Origin of the sequence: Halobellus clavatus, from assembly GCF_900107195.1 — an archaeon.
Lineage (GTDB): Archaea > Halobacteriota > Halobacteria > Halobacteriales > Haloferacaceae > Haloquadratum > Haloquadratum clavatum.
The window spans coordinates 1-13,918 of the sequence record NZ_FNPB01000015.1; the positions used below are offsets into that span (position 1 = coordinate 1).

10 protein-coding genes and 3 pseudogenes are annotated in these 13,918 nt (G+C 47.6%); 5 read left to right on the forward strand and 8 right to left on the reverse strand.

The features are described 5' to 3' along the window. Window positions 1-253: pseudogene (locus BLU74_RS15990) on the reverse strand (IS6 family transposase); the annotation flags it as partial. Window positions 254-306: 53 nt separating this feature from the next. Between BLU74_RS15990 and BLU74_RS15995 the strand changes: the two are divergent. The 4 genes from BLU74_RS15995 (at window position 307) to BLU74_RS16015 (ending at window position 4,678) form a co-directional block, all read left to right on the forward strand. Next, complete coding sequence (locus tag BLU74_RS15995; protein WP_089769173.1) at window positions 307-510, forward strand: PHP-associated domain-containing protein; 204 nt, start codon at window positions 307-309, stop codon at window positions 508-510. A 397-nt stretch (window positions 511-907) separates the two neighbouring features. Continuing rightward, window positions 908-2,224, forward strand: a complete 1,317-nt coding sequence (locus BLU74_RS16000; RefSeq protein ID WP_175454684.1) for a sulfatase-like hydrolase/transferase — start codon at window positions 908-910, stop codon at window positions 2,222-2,224. Window positions 2,225-2,264: 40 nt separating this feature from the next. Then, window positions 2,265-3,986 carry a capsular polysaccharide export protein, LipB/KpsS family gene (locus tag BLU74_RS16010; protein ID WP_139175877.1) on the forward strand — a complete coding sequence of 574 codons (1,722 nt, stop codon included), beginning with the start codon at window positions 2,265-2,267 and terminating at the stop codon, window positions 3,984-3,986. Between the two features lie 56 nt (window positions 3,987-4,042). Continuing rightward, entirely contained in the window at window positions 4,043-4,678 is a 636-nt protein-coding gene (locus tag BLU74_RS16015; RefSeq protein WP_089769180.1) for an IS6 family transposase, read from the forward strand. 139 nt (window positions 4,679-4,817) lie between these two features. On the opposite strand, the pseudogene BLU74_RS16020 reads toward BLU74_RS16015, so the two are convergent. The 3 genes and pseudogenes from BLU74_RS16020 to BLU74_RS16030 all read right to left on the reverse strand — a co-directional run bounded on the left by BLU74_RS16020 (window position 4,818) and on the right by BLU74_RS16030 (window position 7,476). After that, window positions 4,818-5,453: pseudogene (locus BLU74_RS16020) on the reverse strand (IS6 family transposase). Between the two features lie 288 nt (window positions 5,454-5,741). Next, on the reverse strand, window positions 5,742-6,494 hold the full coding sequence (locus tag BLU74_RS18645; RefSeq protein WP_139175878.1) for a class I SAM-dependent methyltransferase: 753 nt from the start codon (window positions 6,492-6,494) through the stop codon (window positions 5,742-5,744). 235 nt (window positions 6,495-6,729) lie between these two features. After that, window positions 6,730-7,476: a 3-deoxy-manno-octulosonate cytidylyltransferase gene (locus tag BLU74_RS16030; RefSeq protein WP_089769185.1), complete on the reverse strand. Its 747-nt coding sequence runs from the start codon at window positions 7,474-7,476 to the stop codon at window positions 6,730-6,732. 119 nt (window positions 7,477-7,595) lie between these two features. Here BLU74_RS16030 and dgoD point away from each other — a divergent pair, with 119 nt between their 5' ends. Beyond that, a complete protein-coding gene (gene dgoD / locus BLU74_RS16035; protein WP_089769187.1) occupies window positions 7,596-8,756 on the forward strand; it encodes a galactonate dehydratase in 1,161 nt (386 codons plus the stop codon). Between the two features lie 19 nt (window positions 8,757-8,775). Here the strand turns inward: dgoD and BLU74_RS16040 are convergent, their stop codons facing one another. The 4 genes and pseudogenes from BLU74_RS16040 to BLU74_RS16055 form a co-directional block, all read right to left on the reverse strand. Then, complete coding sequence (locus BLU74_RS16040) at window positions 8,776-10,587, reverse strand: glycosyltransferase (protein WP_089769189.1); 1,812 nt, start codon at window positions 10,585-10,587, stop codon at window positions 8,776-8,778. 71 nt (window positions 10,588-10,658) lie between these two features. Then, on the reverse strand, window positions 10,659-11,468 hold the full coding sequence (locus BLU74_RS16045) for an SDR family NAD(P)-dependent oxidoreductase (RefSeq protein ID WP_089769191.1): 810 nt from the start codon (window positions 11,466-11,468) through the stop codon (window positions 10,659-10,661). 53 nt (window positions 11,469-11,521) lie between these two features. Continuing rightward, window positions 11,522-13,324 carry an ABC transporter ATP-binding protein gene (locus BLU74_RS16050; protein ID WP_089769193.1) on the reverse strand — a complete coding sequence of 601 codons (1,803 nt, stop codon included), beginning with the start codon at window positions 13,322-13,324 and terminating at the stop codon, window positions 11,522-11,524. Window positions 13,325-13,419: 95 nt separating this feature from the next. Beyond that, window positions 13,420-13,885, reverse strand: a pseudogene (locus tag BLU74_RS16055) (transposase); the annotation flags it as partial. Window positions 13,886-13,918 lie beyond the last annotated feature (33 nt).

Sequence of the window (13,918 nt, forward strand, 5' to 3'; positions counted from 1 at the left end):
CGTCAAGAGCAACGTGATTCGGGCTTCGACCCTCTGTGGGCTGTAGATCGGCTTTCTGCACCCAATCGTGGATCGCTTTCGGCGAGCGCTCGACACCCCACTCTTCGAGAACCGGGACGGTATTCCGGAGCGACAGCCCCGCTAACTGCAACTGAATACCGAGCTTCATCGCACGCTCGGGTGTCCGCTGACGCTCCACAAAATCCAAATCAATCCAGTCTGTACATCCGGTGAGGCGGGCGATTTCTGGCATAGATCACCAAGAAATCACTCCGCCTCACTCTTCATCCTTAACTAAACACGACTATTTTCGCGAAAGAACACAACCTACCAGTGACCGGTGGGAGTGATGGTCACTTTCCAAAAGAAATTGGGCGTGCTATGACTATATCAGAGGAACCGATACCCAAGGCAATTAGAAATAATCATACTACTGCTGCTGGAAGAGATGGGTTTATATCCGGTCATATAGCTACAAAATTGTATGAATTATTTGGGTTTAATAAATAATGCGTGATACTTCTGCAATAGAAAGGTCTAATAATTAGTTCAGATGGGATTAGTCGTGTATTCCAATTTCAAATCAAAGAAATAGAAACTAGAACACTACCAATCGAATCTTCCGAGAACTTAGACACCGTGCTTTTTCCTCACACTGTTTCAGCCACGTCGATCCTCAAACTGCCGAAAATGGGCTCCAAGTGTTTGCTTCTTGCCTCTATACTCCAAACGATAAACTACCATCTCACTTCCTATGTTAAATTGTGGTTCACGGACCAGTACGTGATCAGATGAGAATCCATCTCGACAGATTTTACTATCCTGAGACTGTGTCCTGTCGCACGCATCGGACAATGACTATCTTAACACTAAATATCGGACCGCATTTCTATGGAGTAACAACAAAGTGACTAGAGTTGCTCTCGTTGTACTCGATACACTCAGAAAAGATTCATTTGACGAACATTTCGACTGGCTTCCGGGAGATCGATTCGAGAATGCGTGGTCACCAACCCACTGGACTGCGCCTGCTCATGCCTCCTTATTTACCGGCCTATATCCTGGTGAACACGGAGTGAATTCTAAATCACTGACATTCAATTACCCGGGCTCTACCTTGGTGGAACAGCTTTCTAATGACGGTGTCACAACCCGTGCATTTTCTACTAACGCCTATGCGTCACCATCGTTCCGTTTTGATAGAGGATTCGATGAGTTCACCGGTGACTACCGAATGCGATGTCGAGCCGGTCACACCTTCGATTGGTATACTTTGATCAACGACCAAGAAAGGGGTTTTAGTCGATATCTCGCTGGAATTCGTGGTTGTATTCAGTCTGAAAACACGCTTGAGTCTGTAAAGTACGGACTGTTAATCAAAGCAAATGAAGAAGGGCTTTGGTCTCCAACCGATAGCGGAATCTCTGAGGCAATCCAATGGATACGATCGTCATCATTCAATGACGACGAATTCGTTTTCGCCAATCTAATGGAAGCGCATTCGCCGTATCTTCGACTCCCCGATGAATATCTTCCACAGTTTGGATCTGACACTATTCCTGACCATCCTACTATCGAGCACACTTTCAAAGAGGTTAATGAAAAGCATCTTCAAGAGGCATACGACTGTGCCGTAACGTACCTCTCTGACCGGTATCGGGTTCTATTTGATGAACTTATTGAGCAGTTCGATTATGTGATAACTGTCTCTGACCACGGCGAACTCCTCGGTGAGTACGGATATTTCGGCCACAACTACGGATTATTCCCGGAACTGACTCAGGTTCCGGTCGTAATATCAACTGGAAACCATTCTGGAAGCCGCTCAACCGAACTAGTGAGTCTTATTGATATTTATGTGACGATTCTTGACCTCTTCGGTAAGATACCGAACGAATCTCAGGGCCGTTCACTCGTTGGGGACAACCGATCCGAACCGGACGCATACCTCACCCAGTCGTTCGGACTCCAGACACGGTTGCTTAATCGTGTGGATGAAACATTCGATATTGCACGCTTTGACACGCCACTAAACGGCGTGATTACGACCGATGGATATGGGTATGAAACAGCGGATGAAGAGTGGATACAGACGAATACAAACAAGAATCTCCGCAGAGAAATGCAATCCCTATTGTCGGGATTAGAGAATTCGCCGACACGCTCTGACTCCGTTATGGACGAAGGTACCAGACAGCATCTGGAAGATCTGGGCTACATTTAAATGGATAAAACACTGAATGGTTAAGCAAAGATAAACTAGTATGGAAATATCAACCGCCGATCTTGTTATTTGTAGAACAGATGATGATCTACCAGACAGCCGGAACAACTCGCTCGTTATTGAGCGGGAGATCCGGGAGTTCGACGTGAAAGATGCTAAAGACACTCACCGTCGACTGGTCCAACTTGATATTGATCATCAATACGACATTCCCGTCTGTGAAATATACGGACACCACATTTGGCACGACGGCGGAAGTCTCCACGAACACTCCCCTTATTCGATGGAGTTACTAGTATTACTGTATCGTCGGATCGTGGATGAGATTGCCGAAGGGGATCGAGTCGTAGCCATCGGCGTTGGTGGACGATACCTCGATATGCTCTACGACCTAGCCGAAAACGAGGGTATTGAATTGACCGTCCGAGATGAACCAAAAGAATCAAAATCGGATCAGTCGGTTCGGCGAAACGCGTTTTTGTGGGTCCCTATCGTACTCCTCGACGTATTTTGTTCGTTATTTTTGAGTGTCTTGTTCCGGGCCGGCACAGCTTCCATCCTTGTCGTCTACCCGGTATTTCGTCCCGAAACCTTCCGACCACTTGAATCCTACTTCGACATCGAATACGATGGGTCGTTCTATGTGCTAACGCTTTCATATCTGTTGAATTATCGATCGATGTTTGCTGACGAGATTCCGACTGTCCCGATCCACTGCTTCGAATCAGGCCGTGGTTTTCTCTCTCAGTGTCGGTTCGCGGTCAAATTTGCCCAAGATCTCTACCATCGCAAAACAGAGAGAAAAATGATTGATACGGTCGAAAATGAAACTGGAATCCGTCTCAATCGAACTGTTGGGTCATTATACCACCGCGCTGCCGCATTCAATTTTGCCTCCTGTCTTAGATATGAGACGGCACAACGTGCCTTCAGCAAGTCAGACTATGAGGCCTTGCTGCTCCCTTCCTCAGACGGTCTCAACAAAGCGATTGGCCTAGCGGCTCGAGAAGTGGGTGTCGAGATATTCCTTCTTCCTCATACGATTCTCCACCAGCCAGTAACGGCGGAGGTTACTTACAAACACACGCGGTTCGTTGAGGGGTCAATTACGCGAGTGCCCCTCCAAGAGGCCAATAACATTGAATCCGCAGAGCTGGGGTTACCGAAACATCTTGCCATTCGAGATCGGGGACAGATGATGGATCCCAAATCTGAGACTGGTCAAATACTAATCGGCACACAGCCGTATGATGATGGACGCCGGCAGGAGTTCATCTCTGATGTTCTCCGTGCGGGTCTGGAGGCGACGGACTACGATCTTGTCATTAAGATCCATCCTGGAGAAGAGCGTATATTTTACCAATCTGCGATAGCAGATCTCGAACTCACAGATGCAGACCGAGAGCGTATCTCGATTACTGATGGTGGTCTCTATCAGAGCATCGTCGACAGCGATCTTATGGTAACCATCAGCTCGAATGTCGGAATTGAGGCTGTCATCCTCGGAACCCCGACGATATGCTACAACAAATGGTCCCCTGATATCCGAACACCACTGTATGCAACTATCGGAACTGTACCATACATCGATAACCCTGAGAGCCTCTCGAAGACATTTGACCAAGACTCATTCTCACACCTTTATCAATCACAGGATGGTATGCTTTATGAACAGTTTATGGTACGGAACAACTCTCTTCAAACAATCACGGAAAAAATTGAAGACCGATTTCGAGCGTCTATTCAATCTGATGATAGATGAGTGGGCGGTGTTCAGATAAGGATGAAAAGTGAGGCGGTTCGTTTTCTGAGTGCTCTATGCCCGAAAACGACCGCCTCGACGGATGTTTAGACGAGATCGACTTAGAGTTTGTTGAACGCGAAGCGACACCGCGGCTGCTGATGAAGCTCAGTATTCAGCTGCATCTCGCGGAACTCCCGCTTTCGAATACTGTTTCGTTTCTTGAGGTATTTGGTGTCAGTCGCGCTCGGTCGACCGTCCACAACTGGGTTCACAAGGCCGATCTACAGCCCCAGACTGGCCGATCGCCGGATCACGTTGCGGTCGACGAAACCGTGATCCGCATCGACGGCGAGCAGTATTGGCTGTATGCCGCCGTCGATCCCGATTCAAACGAATTACTCCATACAAAGCTTGAAACGACAAGAACGAACGCTCTCGCAGAGATGTTTTTCGGTGAACTCCGCGAGAAACACAACGTCGACGACGCCGTATTTCTCGTCGATGACGCCACTCCGCTGAAAGAAGCCTGCCACCGACACGGCCTCGATTTCAGATACGAACCTCGTGGAAATCGCAACAGCGTTGAACGTGTCTTTCGTGAGGTAAAACGTCGAACTGATTCGTTCTCAAACTGTTTCAGTCACGTCGATCCAGCAACCGCCGACGATTGGCTCAAATCATTCGCGTTCGTATGGAACCAGCTTATCTGAACACTACCTGAGTGCAAGATACGGTTTACATACCTTCGAGATATCAAACTACGTAGCGTTTCGGGAGAGGTGCCTGCCCGGGCGCATCATCGTCCAGATTGGCTGGTTAAAAAAGTTGGGCACACACAACCGGCATTGTTCAGATTAGCTGATTGAAGCAGACGGCGAACGCTTGGAGCCACGTTTCTGCGGTTTCAGGATGGTGTGTCTGAAGTGGTCTGCGAAGGCTTCAGTTCGGCGTTTGAGTTCTTTGAAGACACGTTCGATGGCGTTCCGATTCCCGTGGGTGACGTGTTGGAATCGGAGCGAGTGGCGGTGGCAGGCCGCCTGCAGCCAGGGTGCACCATCGACCAGGAAGATCGCCTCGTCGACGAGATATTTCTCGTGGAGTTCCGCAAGGAAAATCTCGGTCAGCGCTTGGGTCCTGGTCGGGAATAGTCGCAGGTGTAGCAGGCGGTTCGTATCGAGGATCGACCGCTGCAAACAGCAAGTAGCGCTGGTCATTCACTCGAATTATAGTCTCGTCTACTGTGACGTAATTCGGATTCTGTCCCTCGGCAGGCTGTAGATCTGCCTTCTGAACCCAGTTGTGAAGGGTGGAACGACACCGATCGATACCCAGGCTTGCAAGGACAGAGACGGTATCCGACAGCGATAGTCCCGCCAAATGCAGTTGGATACCCAACTTCATCGCCGACTCGGGTGTCGCCTCTCGCTCCACAAAACCTAATTTTGGAAAGTCGCTACCTCCGATGAGGCGGTTGGGTTTTGGCATAGGCACCAACGAACTACGACCGCCTCACTTTTCGACCTTATCTGAACAGTGCCCCGTTTCTGCCACCACGGAGACGTATCTAAAATTTTTGTTCTATGAAATCCCTCTGATGTATGTCGTCAATTTAACCGTGCTGTAAAAACGGAACACTGACCTATGGTGATTCAATACAGCCTTCTAAATCGGGCGAATGGAAATCAGAATTCCATTAAGCGGGTCTTTCGGGAATTCCTAGTTATTCCACAATTTCAGCCATTCACTGACTGATCTAACGCTCTAAACTAACCGCTACTCTTGAACGGCGGCAAGGACATATATGTCGTTTTCAATGCACATCTCGGTATTGCCCTTATCAGCGATTTGTTTCGAAGTTATCGAATATGATAGGTTCTTCAGTAGGTCCTCGACCTTTGAACTGGGAGCTCCATTTATTCCGTGGGTCTCAACTACGATTGCTCTCGGACGGATGAATAAGTTCTCTAATATTTCTATTTCTGAACCTTCACAGTCCAACTCCAATACATCACACTCGGGCAATTCTTCAGGGGAAATTTGAGATGCCTCTCCCGGTTTTCCACGGAGACTAATATGGGGTCCAACAATACTATGTATGACTTCTACTCTGTTTTGAACGTCATTTTTCTTGATAGTGTCCTCGACGTGTTTTACTTCCTGAATCGAGCCTTCGTAGACAATTACTTCTCCGGTGGATCCAGTTTCTTGTGCGGCTTTGACTGCCGTTACACCCCACCCACCCCCTACAATGGCAATTCGATCTCCGGGTCTTACATGCTCTTCGAGTCCAGAAACTATTCCAGATTCGTAATTCGGTAGATCTTTATTTCTCCACGAGAGATAGGGATCAAAATACCGTGCTGCCTGTACCTTGATTCCATTATAATTTGCAGTCGTCCTCGGCAATTTGGGTGCGACATAGTGATTATGTAAGTGATGGGTAGATTGTTTAAAAAGCTCGACCACACCTTGTTCTTGAACGATACCGATAACCCTGTTATATAATTCATATAACCTATGATTCATATGACCTATGATTGATCCGTGCACTTAATAATGCCCTTTCGGAAACCGCTTTGCTTATTGGTACTATCGCGTGTTATTGCTTTTGCACTTTTCGAAAGACGATGTATCATTCTTGATAAGAACTAATATCTCGTCTCAGTATATCCACCTGCAGACTCTCTCCGAACCATACACAAATTATGACTTGTTTGTACATCGTCAACTGGATTCGACTGAATTGTAGCCGATTGGTAATTCAGTACTCACCGAATAACGCGTCTTCTTCCATCATTTCATTCACTCGCTCGTGATCAGACTCTGTATCGACAGCGTGAACGTCTCGATCAGTCTCGACAATTTTGACATTGTATCCGTGTTCCAGCAATCGCAGCATATCGATCGACTCAGCAAGTACTAATTGTGTCTCTTCTAACTCGAGGTAATTAAACAAAAACTCCCGCCGGAACGGCATAATACATACCTGTTTGTATACGTCGAACTCACTGAATGCTACATCTCGGAGATTGGGGATCGGCTCTCGGGAGAAGTAAAGTGCGTTCCAGTCTCGATCAACGACGACCTTAACGTTATTTTGGTCACGGAAATCCGACTCATCATCGATGCTTTTAGCTAGATTCACGCAACCGATTTCGTCGTCGTTGAGTAGCGGTTCGATTGCATCGTCGATCATATCAGGATAAACCAATGGTTCGTCTCCTTGAACAACTACGATAATGTCGCCATCAGTCGACTTTGCTGCCTCTGCGACTCGACTAACCGGTCTAGTATGGCTACCGGTCATAATCGCATTTCCACCGAATGACTCGACTTCCTCTTTGATTTCCTTGTCGGGTGTTGCAACGTATGTGTTATCGACGCTGTTGCTGAGCGAAGTTCGCCGGAAGACGTGTTCCACCATCGTCATCCCCTGAATATCGCAAAGCGGCTTACCTGGGTATCTAGACGACCCCATCCGAGCCGGAATAATGGCATCGACAATCATACGTGTGAGATAATCATAGGGCGTGTTATAGATTATGAATCATAAGCAGAAACCATCACGCACGATAAAATTTACTATGATATTAGTTAATACATATAAATTTGCAAAGGAGGTTATATATGTCAAGCCAAATTGAAATAACTGACTACGAGTTGTTCGACGTCCCTCCCCGATGGGTGTTTTTAAAAATAGAGACATCAGATGGTATCTGTGGTTGGGGTGAACCGGTAGTCGAGGGAAGATCGAAAACAGTTATTAGTGCTGTCGAGGAATTAATGGACGCGTACCTCGTCGGAAAGGATCCACGAAACGTACAAAAACACTGGCAGACGCTCTATCGGGGTGGATTCTATAGAGGGGGTCCAATTCTGATGAGTGCAATAGCTGGAATTGATCAGGCTCTGTGGGATATCCGAGGACGATACTATGGTGCACCAGTTCACGAACTTCTCGGTGGAAAGGGACGCAATAAAAACAAATACTATCGTTGGGTTGGTGGCGATCGTCCGTCGGATGTCAGCGAAAACGCTGCGGATCTTGTTGAGAAGGGCATTACTGCCCTCAAAATGAACGCCACTTCTGAATTCGAGCGAATCGAAACGCCAACTGGTATCAAAGAGGCAGCTACTCGACTCAAGGAAGTTCGTTCAGCCGTAGGTGATGACGTGAAAATAGGGGTGGATCTCCACGGCCGAGTCGCCAAGCCGACGGTGCGGCAGCTGTTGACGGAGTTGGAACCGTATGATCCAATGTTTTTTGAGGAACCCATTCTTCCCGAACACAACGACGTCTTACCGACAATTGCGGAGGCAACAGATGTACCGATCGCTACCGGGGAGCGAATGTACTCTCGCTGGGATTTCAAGCCCGTTCTCAAGGATGGAACCGTCGACGTGATCCAGCCAGATCCGTCTCATGCAGGTGGAATCACTGAGGTCGTGAAAATCGCTTCTATGGCTGAGGCGTATGACGTTGCTCTCGCACCGCACTGTCCCCTCGGTCCCATTTCCCTTGCCGCTGCACTACAGATAGACGCCGTATCTCAAACAGCAATTATTCAGGAATCAAGCCTGGGGATTCATTACAACACGGATGTTGACATATTAGATTATGTTGAAAACAAATCAGTATTCACACCGAGTAATGGATACCTAAACATCCCGACTGACGAGGGACTAGGAGTGAGCATCAACGAAAAGAAAGTCCGTAAATTGAATGGAGATACAGATTGGCATAATCCGGTATGGCGCTATGAAGATGGAAGTATTGCGGAGTGGTGATTGACAAAGAAATCACATATTAGGAACTGATCGAAATGATTTGAACTTTCGAGTTATCAGTTGAGTCAGCCCACGCTGAGTCGTACTGACTGAGCGGATATTCGGTTATCTCGACTTCACTCGTTCCGAGTTTAGCTAATTCCTCCGTCACCTCGTTTAGGTCGTTCATTTTGGTATGTGCTGTGTGGATGAGGGTCTTACCAGCAAGATCTGAAGAACTAAACTCATCAACTTCGCCGATCTGAGTTATCACTGTTCCCTGTTCTGTAGATGCCAGTATTGATTCTAATGCGCCCGCAGATTCAATTGCGTTAACCACAATATCTGGCGAGGACATATTGCTATCCGAAACACCCTGGATGTATTCGTTCAGGGTTAATTGCTGTGACTGTACTTCACGATTCTTTACAAGTTCAACACAAAGCTCGGCATCGTGTGTGTTTCCAATAATATAACACGTTGGATTTTCTGGAGATACAGCAAGTGCTTTCTCTATACCGGATATTTGAGACCGCATTCGACTAGCTAACACACCGAGTTTTGGATCGATATGACTGTCCAACGGGTAAACGTGATCAGCGGGAGCAGTCATAAAACGAGAATACGGTCCCTCATCCGTATCTACACCAAGTTTAACTGGGTCTTGGCAATCTTCAAACTTTCCCTCGCTACAGGCTGAGCATAAGCCACACGGGAACTCTGTCTTTCCAATAACGACATCTCCAACATTAACTGAACTGGCGTTTGCTCCTCGTTTGACTACCGTGCCAACATAGCTCTCACCGGGGACAATCGGATACTGTTCCGGGTCATGGCCGTCAACCGATCGATCATCCGCCTGTACGCCAGCGTAGTCGATACGAATCAGGACCTCACTAGGTTTCACCTCTGGGAGCGGAGAACTCTCAAGGCTCGCGTTGCCGTTCGAGTCGATGATCACCTTCTGGTTTGCACCAGCGTAGAAGTATTCATATCGGTTGGCTTCTAAATCGGAGTCGGACATAAGTCCCGATGCTGTCCCGATATGCTGACAGTAGCGGAATTTTATGATCTCCGATACCGTCGATCGATCAGCCTCACCAGTAGCAATTGCTGACAGAATATCTCTAGAGATATCATACGGGAGCTTTGCATATTCTGCCCACCTATCGGACGGTTGCTTGATACCGATTTCAACATCAGCTGAAGCCTCCCTTTCGAAACGACTGAACACCTGATCCCAGGTTTCATCGTGAATATGGTATATACAAGAGTCGGACTCGTATATAACGACGTAACCACTTTCGATAAAGTGCTTGGCCCACTCAATGTCTTCGTGTCCTGTCAGATATTCATTATATTTATGTTCCTCCCAAAGATCTCTTCTGATGACCGAACTAGCGTTGTTAGCAAAGTAATCCGGAGGCGTTTGACGCTTGCTCTCATCGGGAAATAACTGGTTGAACAGCCGCCGCTCTGCAAACTTTGTTTCGTCAATCCCCACTTGATTACTGTAGACCATCGCAACATCTTCATCTTTAAAATGATCTAACATAGTCCCTAACCACTCGGAATCAGTCGGGATTGCGTGTGCAGAAAGAAATGAAACGTAATCCCCTTCAGCAGCTTGACATCCTACGTTACAAGAGTAACCGAAAGTAAAGTCTTGTGGGGCGACAAACTCTATTTTGTCAACGTACTCCTTAGCGATTTCGAGGGTTCCGTCTGTCGATCCTGAATCAACCAGAATGATCTCGAAGTCCTGATACTCCTGTCCGCTGACGGCTTCCAGAACGTCGCCAATGTGTTCCGCTTCATTAAATGACCGAATAACTATGCTTGTTTCTACCATCAGTTGTGTCTAATTGAATACGGTTCTATCTATGCTTATCGGCTTTGATCACTAACTCATTCTGAGGAGAATTAATCCCGGGAAACATCAAGGTCCCTCAGTAACATATTATCTTGTAAAACAGCGCTTCGTCCACCATCAACAAGTACGCGCGAACCTGTAACGAATGAGGATAAATCGCTCAATAAAAACACGACGATATTTGCCACGTCTGTAGGATCTCCTATTCTTCCTAACGGGTGAATTTTTTCGAGATGAATCTTATCACTTTCTTCAATTGATCTTCTGACTCTTTCAACCTCTATCCATCCGGGTGCGACTGTGTTGACTCGAATCCCATCAGCACCCCAAGCAACTGCCATCGATCTTGTCAGTCCATCAATGGCCGTCTTTACCACATTGTACGGGAATTTTTTGGGCTGTGTGAGCTGTCCGTGATTCGATCCGATATTAACGATTGCGGCATCGTCACTCTCTTTGAGATACGGATAGGCGTATTTCCCCATAAGCCAATAAGCCCGGAGATCAGTTTCGACAATCGCTTCCCACGTATCGAGTGTTACTTCCTCTGGGGATGTATCAGTTTCAAACCCAGCATTGTTGACTACCGCATCAATTCCTCCAAACTCCTCCACGGTTATTTCAACAAGAGTCCTCAAGTCACTCGGTTCTCGCACATCGGTTTGGACGAACACTGCACTCCCTCCAGCAGATGTGATTTCGTTCACAACCTCTTGGCCATCACTGGCTGTACGGCCACTGACAACAACATTTGCGCCCATATCTGCTAGTCGGCGCGCAGTTGCAGCACCTATTCCTCGAGTACTCCCCGTTATTACAGCCGTTAACGTTGATAAATCAACTATATTTCTTCCTGACATAATTTAAATATTATTGATATTTGTTATCTCATTTTGTAAAGTTACTATTTCGATTATTCTACCGTTTGTGACTGGATCTCATACAGTTCTGCGTATTTTCCCCCTTCAGTTAGCAGTTCGTCATGGCCTCCTGTTTCGATGATCTGACCACTGTCGATCGTATAAATCCGATCCGTGTTTTTCACCGTTGATAACCGATGTGCGATAGTAATTATTCCGTAGTCGTGATCCATAGCTTCTATTGAGGCTTGCACTTCTTTTTCTAAATTAGAGTCGAGATCGCTTGTCGCTTCGTCTAACACCAAGAAGTCTGCATCTGTCAGTAATGCCCGTGCGATGGCCACACGCTGCCGCTGACCACCGGAGAGTCGTATCCCGTCGTCCCCCAACTGAGAGTCGTACCCCTTCGGTAGATCATCAAGGAATTCGTCTACTTTCGCGATTTCACAGACGCGTTCTACTTCATCGTGTGTTGCGTCCTGATTACCCACCGTCACGTTCCCTCTCAGAGTGTCGTTAAAAATAAACGGGTGCTGACGAACAACAGCGATTCGATCGCGCCACGCGCGTAAATCAAACTCATTAATGGGTGTGCCATCCGCCGTGATTACTCCACTATCCGGGATATAAAAGCGTGATAAAAGCGAAACGATCGTTGATTTTCCAGCACCCGATTGTCCGACAAACGCAACAAACTCTCCCCGAGCAATAGAGAAGGAAATCCCGTCAAGAATCTGCTCGTCATTCGAGTAGGAAAAATGAACATCATCAAATTCTACCCGTGAGACACGCCCCGGTGTCAAATCACCATCGGTTTCACGGCGACTGCCGAGTTCTTCGACGAACTTCTGTGTCCGGACTAGATGCGAGAGATTCCCTTCGAGGCTGTAGATCTTATTGTTCAGTCGACTTACCAAGGGGGCGAGCCGGAACATAGCGAGGAAAAATATTCCCAGCGCACCGAGTGCCAATCCACTATACGCGAACCCGATATAGATAAGCGTGAAAAGTGAGAGTGCTGCCGCGAGGTCATAGAAATTCTGAATAGCTGCCTTGTTACGTTCGAGATTGATCGAAGCTGATCGGTACTTTCCTATCCATTCGCTAAATATGTCGAACACCTCATCAGAGAGTCCAAATAGTTTCACATCACGGATTCCTTGCGTTCCAGCCTGCACGGCCTCCTGTACGCGTTCGTTAGCGGTAGCCACTCGGGATCCCACGGTATATGCCGGTTCGATAATTTCTCGGAGGAGGTACGTTATTCCACCGAGTAGGACCAGCGCAAACAGCGCCATCCGGGGCGCAATATAAAACATTACTGAGAGGTAGACGACCGCGAGAAATGCTGTCTCAAGGGACTGGACCCCTGCTTCAATCACCCGGCCGGAGTATCGCGTCTCCGTGATAATCGCATTCAGGATATCATCGGAACCTTCTTCATCAAAGTAACTCACGCGCGCTTCAAGCGCCGAGTCAAATGCCTTGGTCCGGAGTGCTTCTTCGTACGTCTTCTGAACGATTGATCGTAACCAAGCCACGAAGAATGATGATACGAATCGAACAGTCATCGCTAACCCTACGCCGAGAATCAGATATTCTAATTGGAACGGTACACCTACGAGCGCGTACGCCCGAAGAAAGATGCCAAGAAGACCGTTAGCTTCGGTAATCGGTTCTTGTGCTTGGGCAACCTCAAGGATCGGCCAAATGAAACTTAGCCCGATACCCTCAAGAAAAGCGGTAGCCCCTCCTAGGAGTACGATCACCAGCGTGAGTTTTGGACGGAACTGCGCGACTTGACGCACCGCCGTCAGCTTCATCTGTAGCGTGATATCCTCGCCGGCATCCGTCATCTTAGATATGTGGCGTTTTTCCTGCTCGGTTCATAAGGGTGCTGCTTGCCAGATATCTTCAAAATCTTCTATGATGAATAGATTCTGAGTCACGGTTACAAGGCCTCACAGAGTGATTTTAACTTCAGGATGCTAAAATCAGGATGATTTCACGGAACTGTCGATACCAGCCGAGAGCTTGTACGGCGTTGCCGAGCGAGCGCTTCGTTGTCGAGAACGAAGTCTCGGCCATCCAGCGCTGAGAGTAGTCTTTTATCCGGATAAGTGCATTGTGCACTAGCGTCAACAGTCTTGACCCACGCTGTAAGATGAGTGGCTCGACGCCCAGCACGTAGAACTGTCGTGACCCAGTTGTGGAATGCTTAGTCGGCAGCTACGGACAGCAGGTTGTCCGCATTCCGGCGGACGACCTGTGGGCCAGTCTTCGTATCGTATCTCCACCGGTCCGAGATGTGTAGGCCAAGGACGATAAGAGACTCTCTCGTTTAGCGTCGTCACTTTCACCGTGGGAACATTGTTTTCTGATCGCTAGCGATAGTATGACGAGGTTGAGCGGCGGTCCAAAAGAGCGAACAGGATCGAATTGTCAAATTC

Bases quoted from the DNA above. Each gene is read 5' to 3' on its own strand.
- BLU74_RS18645 (WP_139175878.1), bottom strand. From the start codon at position 6,494: ATGAATCATAGGTTATATGAATTATATAACAGGGTTATCGGTATCGTT.
- BLU74_RS16015 (WP_089769180.1), top strand. From the start codon at position 4,043: ATGCCCGAAAACGACCGCCTCGACGGATGTTTAGACGAGATCGACTTA.
- BLU74_RS16010 (WP_139175877.1), top strand. From the start codon at position 2,265: ATGGAAATATCAACCGCCGATCTTGTTATTTGTAGAACAGATGATGAT.
- BLU74_RS16040 (WP_089769189.1), bottom strand. From the start codon at position 10,587: ATGGTAGAAACAAGCATAGTTATTCGGTCATTTAATGAAGCGGAACAC.
- BLU74_RS16030 (WP_089769185.1), bottom strand. From the start codon at position 7,476: ATGATTGTCGATGCCATTATTCCGGCTCGGATGGGGTCGTCTAGATAC.
- BLU74_RS16050 (WP_089769193.1), bottom strand. From the start codon at position 13,324: ATGACGGATGCCGGCGAGGATATCACGCTACAGATGAAGCTGACGGCG.
- BLU74_RS16045 (WP_089769191.1), bottom strand. From the start codon at position 11,468: ATGTCAGGAAGAAATATAGTTGATTTATCAACGTTAACGGCTGTAATA.
- dgoD (WP_089769187.1), top strand. From the start codon at position 7,596: ATGTCAAGCCAAATTGAAATAACTGACTACGAGTTGTTCGACGTCCCT.